Here is a 20139-nt window from a genome sequence, read left to right on the forward strand (position 1 = left end):
TAATTTTCATAATAATAGGAATATTAAAATAATATATAGACGTAGTAATTTTTAGTTGCTATAATGTTGCTAATTATCACAATTAACAGAAAAATTGCGGTAATTAAATTTACTAGGGATAGGGAGAAAAAACTATGAAAAAGAAAAAACAGGCTTTAAAGGTATTATTATCAGTTGGTATTCTTTCTTCATCATTTGCTTTTGCACATACGAGCAGTGCCGCGCCAAATAATGTACTTTCAACTAAAAAGTACAACAAAGAAATTAAATCTCCTGAGTTTATTTCTGGGAAGCTCTCAGGCCCATCATCACAGAAAGCTCAAGACGTCGTATTTCACTATATGAATAAAAATAAAGACAAATATAAATTAGGAAACGAAAATGCCCAAAACTCGTTTAAAGTAACAGAAGTAGTGAAAGATCCCGTTGAACAAGCAACCGTTGTACGCTTGCAGCAGGTATACAATAATATTCCTGTATGGGGATCTACTCAATTAGCACACGTAGCGAAAGATGGAACCTTAAAAGTTGTATCAGGTACAGTAGCTCCTGATTTAGATAAAAAGGAAAAGCTAAAAGGACAGAAGCAAGTTGACAGCAAAAAGGCGATTCAAGCAGCTGAAAAAGATTTAGGCTTTAAACCGACGTATGAAAAATCCCCTTCATCTGAACTGTATGTTTATCAAAATGGTTCAGACACAACGTATGCTTATGTAGTAAATTTAAATTTCTTAAGCCCTGAACCAGGCAACTATTATTACTTTGTTGATGCTATTAACGGTAAAGTGCTAGATAAGTACAATACGATTGATTCCGTAGCTGGTCCAAAAGCCGACGTGAAGCAAGCGGCAAAGCCGGCAGCGAAACCTGTAACAGGCACAAATGCTATTGGCTCAGGTAAAGGAGTGCTTGGAGATACTAAATCCTTAAAGACAACGTTATCTAGTTCTACTTACTACTTACAAGATAATACAAGAGGCGCCACAATCTATACGTACGATGCAAAAAATCGTACATCTCTTCCGGGTACTCTATGGGCAGATACCGATAATACGTACAATGCAACCCGCGATGCAGCTGCAGTAGATGCTCACTATTATGCAGGTGTGACATATGATTATTATAAAAACAAATTTAACCGCAACTCCTATGACAATGCAGGAGCTCCGCTAAAATCGACTGTTCATTATAGCAGCGGCTACAATAATGCGTTTTGGAATGGCTCTCAAATGGTATATGGAGATGGAGATGGATATACTTTTGTTCCGTTATCAGGAGGATTAGACGTTATCGGACATGAATTGACGCATGCGGTCACAGAAAGAAGTTCTAATTTAATCTATCAATATGAATCAGGTGCATTAAACGAAGCAATTTCCGATATTTTCGGAACATTGGTAGAATACTATGACAACCGCAATCCAGATTGGGAAATTGGAGAAGATATTTATACGCCTGGAACAAGCGGTGATGCCCTTCGTTCAATGAGCAACCCAGCAAAATATGGAGATCCGGATCATTATTCAAAGCGCTATACAGGTTCTAGTGACAACGGCGGAGTTCATACAAACAGCGGTATTATCAACAAAGCGGCCTACTTGCTAGCTAACGGAGGAACGCATTACGGGGTTACTGTAACAGGCATCGGCGGCGATAAGCTAGGAAAAATTTATTACCGTGCCAATACGCTATACTTCACTCAGTCTACAACGTTTAGCCAAGCGCGTGCAGGTTTAGTACAAGCTGCTGCTGATTTATACGGTTCAGGCTCTCAAGAAGTAATTTCAGTAGGTAAGTCATTTGACGCAGTTGGTGTTCAATAAGTTATAAACCAAAAGTCGCAAGATAAATGAGGTATCTTACGACTTCCTATATTACCTTACTACCAATAAAGGAGTACTCGTATAAATATATTACAGTACTCCTTTATTTTATGTTAATAAATAAGGAAGACAGATTTCTTCTTGATCTATAAAAATCCACTTCTTATTCCTCCCTTTTATGTCCGTTCGGATTATACCATTGTTTGTTAAATGAAGAGGACCCGTTTTAGTAAACGGTCTTATTATAAAATGTTATAATAAAGAAAAGAATTGAATACATACATATGAAAAAGGAGTGGAGGAATCAATGGACAAAATTGCTGTTATTTCAGATATCCACGGAAATCTTCCTGCATTAGAAGCAGTTTTAGCTGACATACAACAACGAGATATCCATCGCATCATTTGTCTAGGTGATTTAGTAGGAAAAGGACCGGATTCAAGTAAAACGATTGATATCATAAAAGAAAAGTGCGAAGTAACAGTAATGGGAAACTGGGATGACTTTATTACAAAGCCTGCGGAATTTGAAGCGTTAAAATGGCATCAAAAGAAGTTAAGTTCAACCCAAGAGGCATACTTAAAGGAACTTCCTTTTTCCGTTGAGTTTATGATGAGCGGAAAATTAATTAGAATGTTTCACGCTTCACCTAGAAGTCTTTATGATCGAATTCAACCCTGGGATTCACTTGAAAAGCGCCTTAGTCTATTTGCTAATACGGAATATACGGAAAATATAAAAGGATCAAGAGAGCCGGATGTTATCTGTTACGGAGATGTACATAATGCATTTATTCAACATATTAAAGGGAAAACGCTATGTAATGTAGGAAGTGTAGGAAACCCGCTTGATTTACCGCAAGCTTCCTATCTTATCTTAGAAGGAAACGATCAAGACGAAAGCCCTTCAGCATTTTCTATTCAATTTGTGCGTATTCCATACGATATTGAAAAAGCAATAGAATTGGCGAGATCTGTAGAGATGCCGGATTTTGAACCCTACGTTCAAGAATTAAAAACAGCTCGCTATAGAGGACTAAAAAATTAAGAATAGAATGTATCTCAACCTTCAGCATAAATGCTGAAGGTTTTTTAGTGGGGTATATGAGGGGTTTTTCAACATCATTAGTATGATACATGCAAATAAAAGTTATTCCGATGAATTTAAGGGAGGGAAAACTTGGAGAAAAACATACAGCATTTGAAAGGAAATAAATTTTATTTTATGAAGACAATATGAAGAGGGCAATTCCATTTGAACATAAAATCATGCAAAAACGCCCCTGAAAAGTTGTTTTTAACATAACGAGTGGAGGAATACATGATGAAATTTTTTATTGATACAGCTAACCTGGAAGATATTAAAAAAGCTTATAAAATTGGGGTATTATCAGGTGTTACCACAAACCCTTCCCTAGTAGCTAAAGAAGGCGTAAAGTTTGAAGATCGCATCGAAGAAATTTTAAAAACCGTCCCGGAAGTAGAATCCGTTTCAGCAGAAGTCACGCCCGACACAGTAACAGCAGATGACATGATTGCTCAAGCAGAAGAGCTTATAAAAATTAATGGAGGAGACAAAAATATAACGATTAAACTTCCTATGACCATTGCTGGATTGGAAGCAACCCGTTATCTAGCTAAAAAAGGCGTAAAAACAAACGTAACGTTAATTTTTACAGTGAATCAAGCGCTTCTAGCAGCGCGTGCCGGTGCCACATACGTATCGCCATTTTTAGGACGCTTAGACGATATTTCAGAAGACGGTGTTTATCTGGTATCTCGAATTGCAGAGCTATTTCGAATTCAGCACATTGACTCACAAATTATAGCAGCGTCAGTCAGACACCCAGATCACGTCACGCGAGTAGCTCTTGCTGGGGCTCATATTGCTACAATTCCGTATGCCGTAATTGAACAATTAGTAAAACACCCGTTAACAGAACAAGGAATTGAAAAATTTGCATCAGACTGGGAAAAAGCTGTAAAAAGTTAAATTCACTTAAGGAGAAGACATCATTTTAGTGTCTTCTCTGCTTAAAGGGTATACGAAGATTCTTTTTTTCTATTTTGCAGCAAACAACTTATCATTAATAGGCGAACATCCTATACATATATGCAGAGATGACATACGTTAATAGAAACGAAAGAGGTGTTAAAATGGGCTGTATTATTAACATTGAGAATATCGTGACTAACGGGTTAAAAGACAATTCGAATGTAAGCGTAGGCTGTGTTGTACAAAATAGTCACACGGCAAATACAAAATCGGTAGGAGCTTGTTTTTCGTTTGGAAACGGCTCTCCTGCTATTGCCTCTATGACAAACAGTAATATCGACTTTTGCAAAGGTGAAGAAAATAAAGAGTAACAATCTTGAAAACAATTCCAGAAAGAGTATTTCTGGAATTGTTTTTTGGTAAGTGATAGAGTTTTGTTAACAAGTTGTTTTGGCTTTTAAAAGAAAAACATTCATGAGGGAGGGGTTTGAGCGGTGCTATGAGCATTATTTCTATTATTCCTTATACATACGTTGAAAGAAAAATAAAACGAACACAAAAGGTGACGATTCAGCATTCAAAAGACATGTGCTTATATACTGATAATATTCAAACAGAGAATGATTGCTTTCACATTAACAGCATATTTGACATCTCTTACAAATGCGTTTCAAAAGAAAGCGGCTTTTTATACTTACATACAAATCAAGGGATGTTCGCTTATACCATACACACCGATCCTGCTGCCTTTATAGCAGCATATAAAGATATAAAAAAGAAGGGGTGACATTGCTGTCAGCCCTTCTTTTTTTTGTTACTATTTTATCCACTGTACAACTTGATCCATACTTCTTCTCGTTTTTCCACGTTTAGGTTCATGAATTCGGTAGCCGAACGCAACCATAACGGAAATATCAAACTTACCGTCTTCTAGTAATCCTTCTTCTTTTAGAATTTCATGTACTTGGTCATAGTTAAATCCTTCAATCGGACAAGAATCAATACCAATTTGAGCAGCTGATGTCATCATATTAGCTAGTGCAATATAAGATTGTTTGCTAGCCCAATCAAAAAGCGCTCGCTTGCTTTCGAACAAGTGAAAATCATTTTCTTGGAAATCTTTATAACGAGGCATTAATGTCTCTAATACATCATCGGGCATTTCTTTTACGTTTTTCTGAAGATCCAATACATATTCAGAGTCATATCTTGCGTCTGTGCGAGAAAGAATAATAACAAAATGACTTGCTGTAGGAATTTGACCTTGTGCTCCCCAAGAAACAGCTTTTAATTTTTCTTTTAAATCTTTATTTTCAACGACTAAAAACTTCCACGGCTCATAACCTACTGAGCTTGGAGATAAGCGCCCTGTTTCTAAAATGAATTGGAAATCTTCATCGGAAATTTTCTTCGTTGGATCAAACTCTTTTGTAGCATGACGAAAGTTAAATGCGTCTAAAATTTCTTGTTTTTTATCTGTATTGTTCATGTGTAAACAACCTTTCTGTAAAAATATTTAGTGATGAACTGTTCAGAGTAAGCTATACCCTGTATAGCTTACAATTAACAGCCAGTTAACATACAATTTGTCATAAAATCCGTTTGCAGATTTATCATAAATTATATAAATCATTCTAACAAGTACGCACATTTTTGTTGTATAGTATACTTTTTTATACTGTTGATCCAATTTTATAAGAAGCAGAAAGGAGGAAACGATCTGGGGAGTTTGTTTTTGAAAAAATAGTTAAGAGGGAGAAAAAGGAGAAGAGTACTCTTCTCCTTTTTAATTAAATTTTGGTATTTGATTTTTTCGCTTTGTTTTCAAGTTCACTTTTCGGTTCTGTTGAAAATTCAACATCTTTTCCGTGTCCTTGAGGGTTAACACCAGGAGCTACTTGACCGCGGTTAGCAGATTTTTTTGTACCCATTTTCGTCACCTCCGTTCGGTTAGTATGTGCAAAAAAGTGAAACAAAAATCAAGAAGTAAAGCGTGGAAAGATAAATAGGAAAAGATTATCTTTAAGCATCTTCATTACATAAACAAGATAGTTACTCATTTAAACGGCCATAAAAAAACACCCTTGGAAGGGTGTTTTTTGTTTAAGAATCTGAGCTTGTCGCTCTGTCTGCGTATGGATAGATAGGATCTTTTAATTGAAATTTGTAAGTCACTCCATCTACAAGTCCTACCGTTTTATTGCTATCATAAAGATCCAGCATAAAAGCAGCCATTTCTTTTGACGTATGAAACTTAGGTACTCGTCCTTCGTATTCAAAATCACTCATATCCATCGAACGCTGTGCAAATTCTGTTTCAGTAGCCGCCGGAGCTAGAACTTTAGCCTGCATTTTTGCTCCTCTCCCTTTTAATTCTTGAGAAAGACCTTCTGTAAATGCACTTACGTAGAATTTTGTTGCGCAATAAGTGACTGCATCAGCAACAATGGTGTAGCCGCCTCCAGAAGAGACATTAATAAGCTGGGTACCTGCAACGTTTTCATAATCTCTTACAAATAGAGAAGAAAGAATGGTTAAGGCTTCGATATTTAAATGAAGCATTGTTTCAATTTTAGTTAATTTTTGTTCACCGACAGAAGCAAAGTTTCCGAATCCAGCATTGTTAATCCAAGTTTCTAATTCATACTCTTTGAGTGACTCATAAAACGTATGAGCATTTTCTGCCACGGATAAATCAATCGACTGGACAATAACATTTACATCTTGGTTCAGTTCTTCAATTTTTCTTTTTAACTCTTCTAGCTTGTCCTCTCTACGTGCAGCCAATATAAGATTTTTTCCACGTGCTGCAAAAGCTAAAGCTGTTTCATATCCAATTCCTGAACTTGCGCCAGTGATTACTGTATATTTCATGTTGATTCCTCCATTTTCGATGTTTTCGAATTGATTATAATTGTTAAAGTATACTTTAAGTCAAGCGTTTATTTGATTTATTTTTCCCTTTAGAAGTATGTTTATAAACATTTGAAGTTGGGTGCTAAACTTTTTTGCTTTTATGCTACACTTGAAACAACAGCCGAAATTTCATTTCATTAAAAGGAGGAATGTATGCGTTTTCCAAATGTGAATAGAAGACCTAGCTTACTTGCCCAAATTACATTACTTATTACGGTAGTTATTCTTGTGAGTACCGTCCTTGTATGCATTTTATTTTCTGCAATGATAGATGAAATTGTTGAAAAATATGTAGGTAAGCAAGCTATGACAGTAGCAAAATTAGCTTCTGAAGACAAAATGATTGTAAAAGCTTTTAAGAATAAAAATCCTTCTGAGCAGATCCAACCTGCTGCAGAAAAAATAAGAAAAACCACTGGGGCAGATTACGTCACCATCGCTAATGATAAAGGAATCCGCTATTCTCATCCCAATAGTAGCTATATTGGAAAACATACCAAAACAAGCAACGAAGCTTCTTTAAAGGAGCATCAATCCATTATTTATAAAGGAAAAGGAATTTCAGGCTTTGCAATTAAAGCCAAAACCCCCATATGGGATAGCCGAGGAAACGTAATAGGCGTTTCGTCGGTAGGGTTTCTTGTAAGCAATATAGAAAAACAGATTAATGATTATAGGATAAAAATTATTAAATTGTCCTGTATTCCTTTTCTTATTGGAGCATTTGGAGCTTTTTTTATTGCAAGGCGGGTAAAAAGACTAATATTTGGACTGGAACCGGAGGAGATTTCCTTTCTTTTTAAAGAAAAAGAGGCTACCCTTGAATCTATTCGAGATGCTACTGTTACTGTAAATGTTGAAAAATATGTAACGTCGATGAACAGAAGGGCTAGAGAACTATTTGGTCATCTTCAAATAGGAGGAGAGATAAAGAACGCCCGTTTAGGACAGCTAATTGATCAAGCGATAGAAAAGCAGCGGGTGTATTCTAACCAGTCCCTTGTACTAGATGGTCAGCAGTATATTTTAGATTTATCTCCTATTGTAAGAAAAAAAGAAGTGCAGGGTATCGTCCTTACTATAAGAACTTTATCTCAAATTGAAGAATTGACAGAAGAGATTTCTAAAATTAAAATTTTTTCTGATAATTTACGTGCTCAAAATCACGAATTTTTAAATAAGCTGAACGTGATTTATGGATTGTTAAAGTTAAAGAAGTATGAGCATGTCATGCAAATGATTTCATCAGAGGTAAAGGAACGCCAAGATATTATTTCTTTTTTAATGTCTTCTGTAAAGGATCCTTTGATTGCGGCATGCTTACTTGGAAAGATCAATCGTTCGAAAGAATTAGACGTTACTTTAGAAATTGACCAAGATAGTAACTTAACAAGTACTTTAGATATCGAAGACGCAAAAAACGTTGTTTCTATCTTGGGGAATTTAATTGATAATGCGCTCGAAGCTGTGCGAGAACATAAAGGGAACGTGCTGGTATCTTTTACAGATGTAGGAAATGACCTGATTTTTGAAGTTGAAGACAATGGACAAGGGATATCAAAAGAAGTAGAAAATATGATTTTTATAGATGGTTACACAACGAAAAAAGGTGAAAATCACGGAATTGGATTGACTATTGTTAAAAGATCTGTAGAGCTGCTTAAAGGTGAACTATACATAAGCAAAAGTATGTTACAAGGGGCAAGATTCACATTAGTTATCCCAAAGCTATTAAATAATGAAAAGGAAGAATCGATATGACTGAAAATCAAATTAATGTCATGATTATAGAAGATGATTCTACAGCTGCACAAATTTATGAACAGTTTACTAAGAAACTAGAGCATTTCACTGTTGTTGCGACAGCAGGATCTGGAGAACAGGCTTTAGAATTACTAACAATATTTACGCCGCAATTAATTTTATTAGACGTCTTTTTACCAGATATCAACGGAGTGGAACTGCTATGGGAAATCAGAAAGAAGTATCGAGGAATCGATATTATTTTAATAACGGCAGCCAATGATGTTGAAACAGTAGGGGAAGCAATAAGAGGAGGAGCATTTGGTTATTTGGTGAAACCTGTAATTATTGATAAATTTTTATCTACTTTAAAACATTATCAGTCTACGAGAATAGAATTAACCGAAAATAAAATGATTAACCAAGACAAAATAGACCATTTATTTAGAACACATCATAACCGCCACACTCAATCAGCAGCTGCAGTAACAGAACTTCCTAAGGGGATTGATAAACATACTCTTCGTTTAGTAAGAGATAAAGTTCGCGAAGTTCAGCAGAGCTTGAATGTAGATGAGTTTGCTCAACTAGTAGGTATCAGTTATTCAACAATGAGAAGGTATTTAGAGTATTTAGTATCTTGTAAAGAAATGCAGGTGGAAATAGTGTATGGAAGTGTAGGGAGGCCTGAGCGGAAATACCGAGTAACTAATTTTACATAAAAACGAGATAGCGGTTCTTTGTCCGCTATCTCGTTTTTATGTAAAAATGATGCATGAAAAAAATGAAAAGAATTACTTTTATAAAAGATATTAAACTTATGGTGGTTATCTATGAACCTGGTTTAACAGGTGATACCTTTTTAGTAACGTGTAGCAAACAAAAAATGAAAACGTTATCAAAAAGGAGGAAAAATATCCGTGCTTTCTTTATTAGGATTTTTAATGGTTGCAGTATTCATGTATTTAATTATGTCAAAACGACTTACCCCCATGGTTGCTCTTATCATTATTCCAATTATATTTGGTTTAATAGGTGGTTTTGCTAGTGGAATGGGACCTATGATGCTAGAGGGTGTAAAAGATATCGCTCCTACAGCTATTATGATTTTATTTGCTATTTTATATTTTGGATTAATGATTGATTCAGGGTTGTTTGACCCTCTCGTTTCATTCATTTTAAAGGTTGTAAAAGGAGATCCTCTAAAAATCGTCGTCGGAACTGCTGTTCTTTCAATGATGGTTGCTTTAGATGGCGATGGAACTACTACCTATATGATAACGGTCTCTTCTTTGCTTCCATTATATAAACGCCTAGAAATGAATCCGCTTATCCTAGCAGGAGTTGCGATGCTATCTATGGGAGTTATGAATATGACTCCGTGGGGAGGTGCTTCTGCTATGGCTATGAGTTCATTAAATTTAGATTCGTCTCAGTTGTTTTTGCCTTTAATACCTGTAATGGGTTTTGGGCTTCTATGGGTGCTGTTTGTTTCTGTTGTCCTTGGAAGAAGGGAAAGAAAAAGGTTAGGAGTTATCAATATTAAACATTCTGCAAATGAAATTGCACATGCACATGAATTAGAGGGAACAGCGCAACATTCAGACTATCGACGCCCTAAGTTAGTATGGTTTAATTTTCTCCTTACCATTAGTCTTATGGTGTGCTTAATTATGGACTTTATGTCGCTGATGCTTTTGTTCATGGTAGCGTTTGCTATTGCATTATTAATAAATTATCCAAACATCAAAGATCAACAGCAGCGAATTTCATCTCATGCAAATAATGCGGTAGCCGTCGTTTCAATTGTTATTGCAGCAGGTATTTTTACAGGAATTATGTCTGGAACAAAGATGATTGATGCTATGGCAAATACACTTGTAGGAATAATCCCAGATGCAATGGGCCCTTTTTTGCCAGTTGTAGTAGCATTTTTAAGTGCTCCATTTACATTTTTTATGTCTAATAATGCCTTTTATTTTGGCGTATTGCCGATTATTGCTCAAGCTGCCGAAAGTTATGGCATTAGCGCAGCTGAAATTGGAAGAGCTGCTATCTTAGGGCAACCTGTTCACGTGATAAGTCCCTTGGTAGCAGCAGCTCACTTATTAATTGGAATGGTAGGAATTGAATTTAGTGATTTGCAACGATTTTTAATTAAGTGGGCTCTAGGCACTACGGCAGTGATGACAATAGCAGCATTAATCTTAGGTGTTATTTCCATTTAATAAAAAAAAGACCCCGAGGGGTCTTTTTTTTATACTCTTAATCTTAAGTTGAACTAGACTGTTCGCTGCAACTGCTCTTTTTAAAATAGAACTTATAAATTAAAAATCCGCATACAGCCACTACCGCTGCAATTAAAATATAGGTTTGTGCATCTGAGATAAAAGATTGAATGGACTTAAAGTTTCCGATTTGTCCTAACCAAAGCATGGCAATATTCAAAGGGAAGATACCAAGAAATGTGAGCAGAGCAAACGGCATAGGTTTCACTTTAGATAGCCCTGAAAGGTAGGAAATGTAGTTGCCGAGCCCTAAAGGACGAGCAATCGCAATACTCCATAATCCGCATTTTTTAAACCATTTTTGTGATTTCTCAAATGCTTTTTTCTTCTTTGATAATTTTTTCTTTACCTTATCCTCTAATTTATAGCCTATCCCATAAGGTATAAAGCTAAAAGCTGTATAAACGGCGCTTCCTGCAAAAGCGATTAATAATAATTTCACTATGTGCATGTTTAATAAGTATCCGTAGGTAAGGGTGAGAAGAGAACCAGGAAACGGCAGGGAGGAAGCCTCAATGGCCAGTCCGCTTAAAAGTCCCCAAATTCCAAATTGTTTCAGTAAGTCTGTTATGAAATGTAGCATAAGATCGCCTCTTTTTCTGTGTCATAACATTCAAATACCCATCTATATGTTCGGAAAAACTTATAAAAGAAAAGAAAATACAGGAAGAAAGCGGGATGTGAAAGAAAAAAACTTAGCTTGTACAAGGAAAAAGGAAGGAAGTGTATTTTATAGCTTCTACTCAGAGTAAAATTATAGGGGAAAAATAATCGAGTGTGGATTTTTAAATAAACTACGACTTTTATTCATAGTTTTGATTCCTTTTATTCATTTTACTTATGAAAATAACGGGTGTAAACTTGTTGTGTTGTGAAATAGCCCATTATGTATATGTATTAAAAAGGAAAGGAGGTTACCGTGTGGTTATTATTGTAGGATTGTTATTGTTGATGTTTTTTGCTTATCTAGGATGGTCTATTATCTGGGTGGCTCCTGTTGTAGCTACGTTCGTTGCTTATTTTAGCGGTTTAAAAGTACTGCCTACTTATACAGATGTGTATATGGAAGGGTTTGTAGATTTCGCTGCAAAATGGTTCCCCATCTTTTTATTAGGAGCCGTCTTTGGAAAGCTAATGGAAGATACAGGCGCAGCTAAATCGTTGGCGCAGCGTATTGCTAAATTATTTGGAAGTAAAAGAGCCATTTTAGGGGTGCTGATTGCTTCAGCTATTTTGACATACGGCGGAGTGAGTCTATTCGTTGTTGTCTTTGCGATTTATCCTTTAGCAATCGCGCTATTTCGAGAAGCTAACGTATCGCGAAATTTACTGCCAGCAACCATTGCACTCGGAGCATTTACGTTTACAATGACAGCGATTCCAGGTACGCCTCAAATTCAAAATCTGATCCCGACTGCTACATTTAAAACCAATGCAATGTCCGGTTCGATTATTGGAATGGTCTCAGGTCTTATTATGGCGGTGGGAGGATATTTATGGTTAGCTTATCGCGATAAAAAATTAAAAGCTAAAAATCAAGGGTTTACCGAGCCTAATGAATCATCAGTCGCAGCGAGTGAAGAGCAGGACTCGATGAATATAATATTAGCTATTTTACCGCTGATTGTCGTTGTCGTGGCATTAAACGTTTTAAAATGGGAGCCTATCGTATCATTATTAATTGGTATTTTTTCTATTTTACTTATTAATTTTAAACATTATAAGAAGTTTATTTCTTCTATAAATGAAGGAGCAAAAGGATCCGTGATGGCTGTTATTAATACGAGTGCAGCAGTAGGTTTTGGCTCGGTTATTACAGCAGTTCCAGATTTTAAAGATGTCACGAATGTGTTGCTAAATGTTTCGAGTAATCCGCTCGTTTCAGAAGCGTTAAGTGTTCAAGTGCTAGCGATGATCACGGGTTCAGCATCCGGCGGTATGGGTATTGCGCTTCAAGCATTAGGAGATACGTGGTATCACTTGTCTCAAACGACGAATTTAAGTGCTGACGCTCTGCACCGTATTGCAAGCGTTGCGTCAGGTGCATCTATTTTACCGCATAACGGTGCGTTGTTAACGCTGTTAGCCGTAACTGGTCTTCGGCATAAAGAAACCTATAAAGACGTATTTGTTGTTGCATTTATCATTCCAACAATCGCTTTATTTGCAGGAGTCGCATTAGCGGCAGCCGGTATTATTTAAAAACAGGAGGAGAATACACATGGTTGAAAATCAAGTAATTGTAATCACAGGAGCAGCAAGAGGAATTGGGTTTGAAATAGGTAAACGATTCGCAGAAAACGGCGGAAAAATTGTGTTATCCGACATTGATCAAGCTGCTGTAGAAGCTGCAGCACAAAATCTTCGTGAAGCTGGATTTGAAGCGCTTGGTGTCAAAGCCGATGTAACAAAAGAAGAAGAAATCAAACATTTAATTGAAACAGCAAACACGCATTTTGGAGCGGTTCATACGTTCATTAATAACGCTGGCTTGCAGCATGTTTCTCCAATCGAAGAGTTTCCAACTGAAAAATATGAGTTAATGATCAAAATTATGCTAACAGCTCCATTTATGGCGATTAAGCACGCGTTTCCGATTATGAAAAAACAAGGGTTCGGACGTATTATTAACGTTTCTTCTATCAACGGTTTAATCGGTTTTGCGGGCAAAGCAGCTTATAACAGTGCTAAACACGGTGTAATTGGGCTAACAAAAGTAGCTGCTCTTGAAGGCGCAGCACACGGTATTACGGTGAATGCACTTTGTCCTGGCTATGTGGATACACCACTAGTGAGAGGTCAGTTAGATGGTTTAGCTAAAACAAGAAATGTACCATTAGAGAGTGTGCTTGAAGAAGTTATTTATCCTTTAGTCCCTCAAAAAAGATTACTAGACGTGAGCGAAATTGCTGACTATGCTATTTTCTTAGCGAGTGATAAAGCAAAAGGTGTAACTGGTCAAGCGGTAGTAATGGACGGCGGATATACAGCTCAATAAAAAATAGAATAAGTCATTAAAAGCATAAAGGAGTCTAATGAGCTCCTTTATGCTTTTTTATGTTATATCTATTCTATCGAGTTAATCAACGTTAAAATATAACTAGGCGATACATAAAAGAAGCCTTATACTATTTCTCCTATAAAGATAAATAGTATGATAAAAAAGCCTACAGATTAGAAAGGATGATACATATGGTGCAAACAGTAAATGAATTAATTAAACATCCGGTTTTTTATTTTTTTAACGAAATTTCAGCTATTCCTAGAGAATCTGGAAATGAAAAGAAAATTAGTGACTATTTAGTTTCTTTTGCAAAAGAAAGAAGCCTTGAAGTTATACAAGACGAGGCTTTAAATGTAATTATTAAAAAGCCGGCAACTAAAGGGTATGAGCATGCTCCAGCCATCATTTTGCAAGGACATATGGACATGGTATGCGAGTTAAATAAAGGAACTGTGCATGATTTCGAAAAAGATCCGCTTCAACTGCGAATTGTGGAAGATATGCTTTATGCAAATGGTACTACGCTAGGAGCTGACAACGGGATTGCCGTTGCATATGCACTGGCTTTACTAGATGCTCATGATATAGCTCATCCTTCTCTTGAAGTAGTCATTACTACTGAGGAAGAAACAACTATGGGCGGAGCCATTGCTGTAAATTCAGCTCATTTTGAAGGGAAAATCTTTATTAACCTTGATACAGAAGAAGATGGAAAGCTGCTTGTCAGCAGCGCAGGCGGGGTAAAAGGCGTGCTTCGCATTCCCGTAGACTGGGAATCGTCTTCCGATAACTCAGAAACATATAGCTTAAGCATCGGTGGATTGCGCGGCGGACATTCTGGAATGGAAATTGATAAAGAAAGAGGAAATGCTAATAAACTGCTAGGGAGAGTTTTATATGATTTACAACATGAACTTCCCTATTCTTTAAGCAGCATTAGTGGAGGATTAAAATCAAATGCGATTCCCCGTGAATCAGAAGCAATTCTATCAGTTGAGCCTTCTGAGGTAGGAAAGCTAGAAAATAAGATTCGTGAGTGGAACGAAATAGTAAAAAATGAATTACAAGCGGCTGATCCGAGCGTATATGTGAAAATAAACAAATCTTCTTCCGTTGAGAAATGTTTTACAAAAGAAACGACAGAACGAATTGTACAAGCCATTATGCTAACACCAAACGGCGTTCAAAGCATGAGTATGAATATCGAAGAATTGGTAGAATCTTCTACCAACTTAGGTGTGATTACGACGACAGAGTCTGAGATTGTTTTTCAAAATGAAATCCGCAGCTCAGTAAAAAGCCTAAAAGAAAAAATAGTAAGTCAAGTGCACATACTTGCTCAAGTAGTCGGAGGAAGAGTTGAAACAAAAGGTAATTACCCTGAATGGGCGTACAATGGAGATTCAAAAATTCGTAAATTATGTAAAAAGGTTTACAAAGAAAAGTATGGGGAAGAGGCGGAGATCATCGCCATCCATGCTGGAATTGAATGCGGTATTTTCCTGGAAAAAATCCCTGGATTAGACGCTATTTCGCTCGGTCCCGATATGTACGACGTTCATACACCTGATGAACACCTGAACATTCCGTCTACTATTAAGACATGGGAATACTTATTAGCAGTATTAAAAGAAGCAAATAAGATATAAAGTTATCAGCATCCCTATAATTTTTAAAAAAGAGCTTCTGTAAAGGAGCTCTTTTTCATTCGTCATTTATCGGATAATAATCAGAATTCCGTCAACACGTCAGGCAAATGAGAATATTTATGTAAGCGTTTTACAAATAAAGGTTTTAAAACGGGCCTAAAAGAGGTAAACAATTACTAAAACGACAGACAAATGAATTCAAAACAAGCTCTGCAACTAATAAATTAGTAGGGAGAGAATGTATATGAATGATAATAGTCTTATCAAAGATCCCTTTTTGGAAAAAGGAGAAATTGAATTTTTAGAATTAAGGAAAGACGAAATACGTTATCTAAAGTTCGATCGGTTTTTGAAAGTGATTAAAACACTTAATCAACGCAGTGATAAAGGCTACCAGAGTCTTATGCTTTCCGTTGATGGCTTTAAAGGTAATTCAAGAGAATTATATGAGATAGAGGAGTTTCGCAGATACGTAAATTTGTTAATTAATCAAGTTCCTCAAATATTATTTTATATTCATGATAAAAACAAAATGACTAATCAAATTTTGAAAAGTCTATCAAACAACAGCAGCCAGCCGGCCTCTATAGATCCTAAAAGAGCACGTTTAATGATTGATGCCATACAGGAGCAAGTAGAGAAAACAGAGGATAAAGAGATAAAGGAGAATCTTTCTGAATTCGTATGTAAAATCCAGAGCTTTGTGAATCAGTATTAACATTTCCCAATAGAAAAGTAGAATCCATATTATAAAAAAGTACGAGAACTCAAAGTTTCTCGTGCTTTTTTATTGGAAAAACAGTAGAAAGAGAAAAGGATTATCAACATAGATTGATAAATAACAAATAATAATGGTAAAGCTTCATATTCTGACGTGAAATAACAAAATAACAAGGAGGAATGAACATTGCATCATATTGAAATAAGAAGACCAAAAATAGAAGACAGCGCAGAACTCCACGAGCTTTTTAATGAAGTAATCACAGATACCTTTCATAAAGAGGGTCTATCTGACATGGTGAACGATATACAAATAGAAATTGAAAGTAAAGAACAATATTTAAAAAGTGACCTCGATAGCGGTGGAAAACATCGATTCTTTTGGCTTGGAATAGATAAGTGCACCAATAAGATTATTGGATGTATCGAATATGGTCCTGCTAGTGAATTAATTACGGCGTGTACAAAAGGAGAGCTGCAAGGATGGATTGAAATCGGCACAGTTTTTGTTCATCCAAAGTACCAAAGAAAAGGTGTAGGGACACTGCTTTTACATACTATGCTGCTTACGCTTCAAAGCAAAGAAATTAAAAAAATTTGTTTGGACAGCGGATACAAAAATGCTCAGGAAGTATGGAAAAACATATTTGGAATCCCTGATTATTTAATAAAAGATTACTGGAGCAAGGGGTATCATCACATGGTTTGGAAAATATCAGCAGAAAGTACGCCGATAGTATTTAAGCTCAGTTATAACAAAGAATAAGGTCTCTCCTAGAAAATAGCCGGTACGTTTCTACCGGCTATTTTCTACTGGTTAAGCTGTTTACATATGTTCAATTATAAATTAGTGTATTTTATTGATTATAATACCTTGACTGTCATAGTAATATGATTTAAATTATACATAAAGAGGTGATACTTTGGTATATGCAAAAATGTCTTCAGATTTACTTCGGGGACATACAGATACAATGATTTTGAAATTACTTCTCAGCGGAGATAAGTATGGTTATGAAATTAGTAAGCTTATTTATACCTACTCTAAAGAGCAGTATGAATTAAAAGAAGCCACAATGTATTCAAGCTTGAAGCGCCTGGAAAAAGACGGTCATATTCTTTCTTACTGGGGAGATGCTGTACAAGGCGGTCGCAGAAAATACTATAAAATTACAGAACAAGGAAAAAGCGTATATAAACAAAACAAAGAAAACTGGGAGCAAGCGAAAAAAATTATTGATTTATTGTTGTAAGAAAGGATGATGTTATAAATGAACGAAAAAATAAAAAATCATGTGCATAACATTTTGGCTCCTTATCAGGATGTAAAAAATGTTCAAGATCTAGAAGAAGAACTATCACAGAACTTGCAGGAAAAATTTACAGATTACAGAAAAGACGGGCATAATGAAGAACAGGCTTATTATATGACAATCAATTCTATCGGTGATATCACAGAACTGATTCAATCAATAAATGTAGAAACAAAGGAATTAAAGCAAACCGTCCCTATGGATTTTTCAAAGACCGAGCTTACAAAATCTGATTTTCGTTCTGTATCGGTGTATAAAGGGAAATTTAATGCAAGTAATTTGAATGAATCTGATTTTAGCTACGCAGATCTTACAGACAGCATGTTTAAAAGCAGCAATTTAACGAAAGCAATATTTCATCAGGTTAATTTGACAGGCGTACAATTTAAATGGGCAAATTTTAAACAGGCTAGTTTTAAAGGCTGTATCTATGACAACACGTACTTTAAGCAATGTAATTTAACAGACGTTGTATTTGACGAAGAAACATTTAACGGAACAATCTTTGAAGGAACATCATTAAAAAAAGCCTCATTTCGCAACGCAACTTTGCTAAATGTACAGTTTCGAGGATCAGATTTAAAGAAATCCGATTTTGAAAGTGCAAAAATGGATAAATTGACATATAACTTTTTAAAAAGTGCCAAGATAGATCTTAGTAAAGTTACGATTATTTAAAGATAAAAAAGACCTCTCTGAAGGTCTTTTTTTATGGACATATAACAATTCTTTTTAAGAGCGAGCAGGATAGTTTATGAGAGAGCTAGAACACATTCATAATACGAACGATTACGGCAACAAGCTGAATATGAGAAGAACATATTCGTATCTTTGAAATAATAAAGCTTTTATCACTTATGTGGAGGAGTATGGAAATGTCTATATATGAAATTTGGAATGAAGTGGATCTTTATATGAATGATAAGCTTATACAACCTGACCCTATTCTTGATGAGGTATTGAAGGCAAATCAAGAAGCTGAATTACCTGCCATCGACGTATCGCCTAGTCAAGGAAAGTTTCTGCATTTGTTAGCTTCATTAAAAGGAGCTAAACGCATTTTGGAAATTGGTACTCTTGGAGGGTACAGCACGATTTGGCTAGCCAGAGCTCTTCCGAAAGACGGGCAGCTGATTACGCTCGAATTAAGCGCTCATCATGCAGAAGTAGCAAGAGCTAATTTAAAAAGAGCGGGAGTAAGCCACTTAGTAGAAGTCATTGTCGGCCCCGGGCTTGATACATTAGCTGTATTAAAAGATAGGGGAACAGATCCGTTTGATCTTATCTTTATTGATGCTGACAAGCCGAATAACCCAAATTACTTAAAGTGGGCTCTAGAATTATCGAAAAGAGGAAGTCTGATTATTTGTGATAATGTTGTTCGTCAAGGGCATGTGGTGAACTCAGAAAGTGAAGATGAAAATGTAAAGGGAATTCGTCAATTTATGAATGCTCTGGCTCAAGAAAAACGAATCAGCGCCACGGCTATACAAACCGTTGGAAGCAAAGGCTATGATGGATTCATTGTAGGGATTGTTGAATGATAAAATTTGTATTACACCTAAAAAGAGACGGAGACATAACTAAACCCATCCAATCAACAGCTAGAATCAAATACATACATGAAACCTACGTTCATCATCACCCTAAAAAATCCGAACGAGTTGGATTCTCAACCAAACTCGTTCGGATGGTCCTTCAACTAACATACTTTTGTTCCAGACTCTTTTTAAATGGGCCCCAATTTATCTGTCATTTGTTTTTCGGTTAAAAAATTAATCAATTCTCGTACAGCGAATGAACTGTAGCGTTCTTTTAACAGAATAATTCCAAGTTCCCACATCATTTCAGGATCTGCAATAGGTACGGTAGTAATATTGGGATCTTTCACTTTGGCATAAAGCGATTCGGGTAAAATAGCAATACCTAGTTCTGCCGCTGTTAATTCAATAATTAAATCCCATTGAGAACTTTTATACGCTATAGAAGGCACAAAGCCTGATTTTAAAGCATCTTGAATTAACCGGTCGTGCAGCGTAAATTCTTCACTGAACATAATGAATTTTTCATGCTCCAATTCTTTCATCCAGACGGAAGAACGTTTCGCTAAAGGATGGTTTTTATGCGCGTATAAAAGGAATCTCTCCTTAACGAACGGGTATACGTGAAAATGTTCATCATGAACGCTTGTGAGAGGAAGCATAACAATCCCCATATCTACACCAGCCTCTTCCACAAGTGCTTCAATTTTTTTTGCTCCAAATTCAATAAGCTCTAGAGATACTTTAGGGTATTGTTCATTAAATGCTTTTGCAATCTTCGGGAAAAACAAGGTCCCGATGAGCGGAGGGACTCCCATCTTGATTTGCCCTGTTTGCAAGTTCACTAAATCTCCCAACAAGTGAGGCATGTCTTTTAACACCGACAGAGCTTTAGTTGCCTGATGATACACGACTTCTCCTGCATCGGTTAGCTTTAATTCTCTTGTTGAACGATCAAGAAGCTCAAATCCTAGTTCATTTTCTACTTTTTTGACGGCTTTACTTAAAGCCGTTTGTGACAAATGAACTTGCAGCGCTGCCTTTGTAAAATTTTTATGATTCGCTACCTCTATAAAGTATTCTAAGTCTCTGATTTCCATGTGAAACTCCATTTCTGCAAACTGCTTATCCTTTTTCTTTACTCTT

General features: G+C 36.1%; 20 protein-coding genes and 1 pseudogene. 16 read left to right on the forward strand and 5 right to left on the reverse strand.

The genetic code is table 11. The features are described from left to right. Positions 1 to 224: 224 nt before the first annotated feature. The 5 genes and pseudogenes from MKY06_RS11920 to MKY06_RS11940 all read left to right on the forward strand — a co-directional run. Positions 225 to 1823 (forward strand): annotated as a pseudogene (locus MKY06_RS11920) (M4 family metallopeptidase); the annotation flags it as partial. 307 nt (positions 1824 to 2130) lie between these two features. Further along, a complete protein-coding gene (locus MKY06_RS11925; protein WP_013057025.1) occupies positions 2131 to 2871 on the forward strand; it encodes a metallophosphoesterase family protein in 741 nt (246 codons plus the stop codon). Between the two features lie 276 nt (positions 2872 to 3147). Then, positions 3148 to 3816, forward strand: a complete 669-nt coding sequence (gene fsa, locus MKY06_RS11930) for a fructose-6-phosphate aldolase (RefSeq protein ID WP_013057026.1) — start codon at positions 3148 to 3150, stop codon at positions 3814 to 3816. Between the two features lie 164 nt (positions 3817 to 3980). Beyond that, the gene (locus MKY06_RS11935) at positions 3981 to 4190 is read left to right on the forward strand and encodes a spore germination protein (RefSeq protein WP_013057027.1); all 210 of its coding nucleotides are present in this window, start codon (positions 3981 to 3983) and stop codon (positions 4188 to 4190) included. Between the two features lie 128 nt (positions 4191 to 4318). Beyond that, entirely contained in the window at positions 4319 to 4606 is a 288-nt protein-coding gene (locus MKY06_RS11940) for a hypothetical protein (protein ID WP_029321736.1), read from the forward strand. A 30-nt stretch (positions 4607 to 4636) separates the two neighbouring features. Here MKY06_RS11940 and MKY06_RS11945 read toward each other — a convergent pair whose 3' ends face one another. The 3 genes from MKY06_RS11945 to MKY06_RS11955 all read right to left on the reverse strand — a co-directional run bounded on the left by MKY06_RS11945 (position 4637) and on the right by MKY06_RS11955 (position 6693). Further along, entirely contained in the window at positions 4637 to 5308 is a 672-nt protein-coding gene (locus MKY06_RS11945; protein ID WP_013057029.1) for an NAD(P)H-dependent oxidoreductase, read from the reverse strand. A gap of 301 nt (positions 5309 to 5609) precedes the next feature. After that, complete coding sequence (gene sspL, locus MKY06_RS11950; RefSeq protein ID WP_013057030.1) at positions 5610 to 5750, reverse strand: small, acid-soluble spore protein L; 141 nt, start codon at positions 5748 to 5750, stop codon at positions 5610 to 5612. Positions 5751 to 5922: 172 nt separating this feature from the next. Then, a complete protein-coding gene (locus MKY06_RS11955) occupies positions 5923 to 6693 on the reverse strand; it encodes an SDR family NAD(P)-dependent oxidoreductase (protein WP_029321740.1) in 771 nt (256 codons plus the stop codon). A 195-nt stretch (positions 6694 to 6888) separates the two neighbouring features. Here MKY06_RS11955 and MKY06_RS11960 point away from each other — a divergent pair, with 195 nt between their 5' ends. The 3 genes from MKY06_RS11960 to MKY06_RS11970 all read left to right on the forward strand — a co-directional run bounded on the left by MKY06_RS11960 (position 6889) and on the right by MKY06_RS11970 (position 10706). Next, positions 6889 to 8496 (forward strand): ATP-binding protein, encoded by a 1608-nt coding sequence (locus MKY06_RS11960; protein ID WP_029321742.1) that lies wholly within the window; start codon positions 6889 to 6891, stop codon positions 8494 to 8496. Further along, the gene (locus MKY06_RS11965) at positions 8493 to 9200 is read left to right on the forward strand and encodes a response regulator (RefSeq protein ID WP_057273170.1); all 708 of its coding nucleotides are present in this window, start codon (positions 8493 to 8495) and stop codon (positions 9198 to 9200) included. Before MKY06_RS11960 ends, MKY06_RS11965 begins: the two co-directional genes overlap by 4 nt. Before the next feature lie 198 nt (positions 9201 to 9398). Continuing rightward, complete coding sequence (locus MKY06_RS11970) at positions 9399 to 10706, forward strand: CitMHS family transporter (RefSeq protein ID WP_064471676.1); 1308 nt, start codon at positions 9399 to 9401, stop codon at positions 10704 to 10706. Positions 10707 to 10749: 43 nt separating this feature from the next. Here MKY06_RS11970 and MKY06_RS11975 read toward each other — a convergent pair whose 3' ends face one another. Further along, a complete protein-coding gene (locus MKY06_RS11975) occupies positions 10750 to 11349 on the reverse strand; it encodes a DedA family protein (protein ID WP_098287501.1) in 600 nt (199 codons plus the stop codon). Between the two features lie 338 nt (positions 11350 to 11687). On the opposite strand from MKY06_RS11975, the gene MKY06_RS11980 reads away from it, so the two are divergent. The 8 genes from MKY06_RS11980 to MKY06_RS12015 all read left to right on the forward strand — a co-directional run bounded on the left by MKY06_RS11980 (position 11688) and on the right by MKY06_RS12015 (position 18996). Further along, the gene (locus MKY06_RS11980) at positions 11688 to 12968 is read left to right on the forward strand and encodes a GntP family permease (RefSeq protein WP_098287502.1); all 1281 of its coding nucleotides are present in this window, start codon (positions 11688 to 11690) and stop codon (positions 12966 to 12968) included. A gap of 19 nt (positions 12969 to 12987) precedes the next feature. Then, the gene (locus tag MKY06_RS11985) at positions 12988 to 13764 is read left to right on the forward strand and encodes a 3-hydroxybutyrate dehydrogenase (protein WP_098325340.1); all 777 of its coding nucleotides are present in this window, start codon (positions 12988 to 12990) and stop codon (positions 13762 to 13764) included. 194 nt (positions 13765 to 13958) lie between these two features. Then, positions 13959 to 15419, forward strand: a complete 1461-nt coding sequence (locus MKY06_RS11990) for an aminoacyl-histidine dipeptidase (RefSeq protein ID WP_340960750.1) — start codon at positions 13959 to 13961, stop codon at positions 15417 to 15419. Positions 15420 to 15663: 244 nt separating this feature from the next. Next, positions 15664 to 16137: a hypothetical protein gene (locus tag MKY06_RS11995; RefSeq protein WP_013057036.1), complete on the forward strand. Its 474-nt coding sequence runs from the start codon at positions 15664 to 15666 to the stop codon at positions 16135 to 16137. Between the two features lie 189 nt (positions 16138 to 16326). Continuing rightward, positions 16327 to 16905, forward strand: a complete 579-nt coding sequence (locus MKY06_RS12000; RefSeq protein ID WP_098322396.1) for a GNAT family N-acetyltransferase — start codon at positions 16327 to 16329, stop codon at positions 16903 to 16905. A gap of 157 nt (positions 16906 to 17062) precedes the next feature. Then, a complete protein-coding gene (locus MKY06_RS12005) occupies positions 17063 to 17392 on the forward strand; it encodes a PadR family transcriptional regulator (protein WP_013057038.1) in 330 nt (109 codons plus the stop codon). Positions 17393 to 17410: 18 nt separating this feature from the next. Beyond that, on the forward strand, positions 17411 to 18130 hold the full coding sequence (locus MKY06_RS12010) for a pentapeptide repeat-containing protein (protein WP_064471677.1): 720 nt from the start codon (positions 17411 to 17413) through the stop codon (positions 18128 to 18130). A 179-nt stretch (positions 18131 to 18309) separates the two neighbouring features. Continuing rightward, positions 18310 to 18996, forward strand: coding sequence for an O-methyltransferase (locus MKY06_RS12015; protein WP_035438961.1), 687 nt, complete (start codon positions 18310 to 18312; stop codon positions 18994 to 18996). Positions 18997 to 19181: 185 nt separating this feature from the next. Here MKY06_RS12015 and MKY06_RS12020 read toward each other — a convergent pair whose 3' ends face one another. Further along, positions 19182 to 20093 (reverse strand): LysR family transcriptional regulator, encoded by a 912-nt coding sequence (locus tag MKY06_RS12020; protein ID WP_041816562.1) that lies wholly within the window; start codon positions 20091 to 20093, stop codon positions 19182 to 19184. Positions 20094 to 20139: the final 46 nt, after the last annotated feature.

The sequence above is a fragment of the Priestia sp. FSL P4-0332 genome, from assembly GCF_038005845.1.
Taxonomy (GTDB): domain Bacteria; phylum Bacillota; class Bacilli; order Bacillales; family Bacillaceae_H; genus Priestia.

Bases quoted from the DNA above. Each gene is read 5' to 3' on its own strand.
- MKY06_RS11990 (WP_340960750.1), top strand. From the start codon at position 13,959: ATGGTGCAAACAGTAAATGAATTAATTAAACATCCGGTTTTTTATTTT.
- MKY06_RS11955 (WP_029321740.1), bottom strand. From the start codon at position 6,693: ATGAAATATACAGTAATCACTGGCGCAAGTTCAGGAATTGGATATGAA.
- MKY06_RS11935 (WP_013057027.1), top strand. From the start codon at position 3,981: ATGGGCTGTATTATTAACATTGAGAATATCGTGACTAACGGGTTAAAA.
- MKY06_RS11925 (WP_013057025.1), top strand. From the start codon at position 2,131: ATGGACAAAATTGCTGTTATTTCAGATATCCACGGAAATCTTCCTGCA.
- MKY06_RS12010 (WP_064471677.1), top strand. From the start codon at position 17,411: ATGAACGAAAAAATAAAAAATCATGTGCATAACATTTTGGCTCCTTAT.
- MKY06_RS11985 (WP_098325340.1), top strand. From the start codon at position 12,988: ATGGTTGAAAATCAAGTAATTGTAATCACAGGAGCAGCAAGAGGAATT.
- fsa (WP_013057026.1), top strand. From the start codon at position 3,148: ATGAAATTTTTTATTGATACAGCTAACCTGGAAGATATTAAAAAAGCT.
- MKY06_RS11945 (WP_013057029.1), bottom strand. From the start codon at position 5,308: ATGAACAATACAGATAAAAAACAAGAAATTTTAGACGCATTTAACTTT.
- MKY06_RS11995 (WP_013057036.1), top strand. From the start codon at position 15,664: ATGAATGATAATAGTCTTATCAAAGATCCCTTTTTGGAAAAAGGAGAA.
- MKY06_RS12020 (WP_041816562.1), bottom strand. From the start codon at position 20,093: ATGGAAATCAGAGACTTAGAATACTTTATAGAGGTAGCGAATCATAAA.
- MKY06_RS12015 (WP_035438961.1), top strand. From the start codon at position 18,310: ATGTGGAGGAGTATGGAAATGTCTATATATGAAATTTGGAATGAAGTG.
- MKY06_RS11965 (WP_057273170.1), top strand. From the start codon at position 8,493: ATGACTGAAAATCAAATTAATGTCATGATTATAGAAGATGATTCTACA.
- sspL (WP_013057030.1), bottom strand. From the start codon at position 5,750: ATGGGTACAAAAAAATCTGCTAACCGCGGTCAAGTAGCTCCTGGTGTT.
- MKY06_RS11940 (WP_029321736.1), top strand. From the start codon at position 4,319: ATGAGCATTATTTCTATTATTCCTTATACATACGTTGAAAGAAAAATA.
- MKY06_RS11975 (WP_098287501.1), bottom strand. From the start codon at position 11,349: ATGCTACATTTCATAACAGACTTACTGAAACAATTTGGAATTTGGGGA.
- MKY06_RS11960 (WP_029321742.1), top strand. From the start codon at position 6,889: ATGCGTTTTCCAAATGTGAATAGAAGACCTAGCTTACTTGCCCAAATT.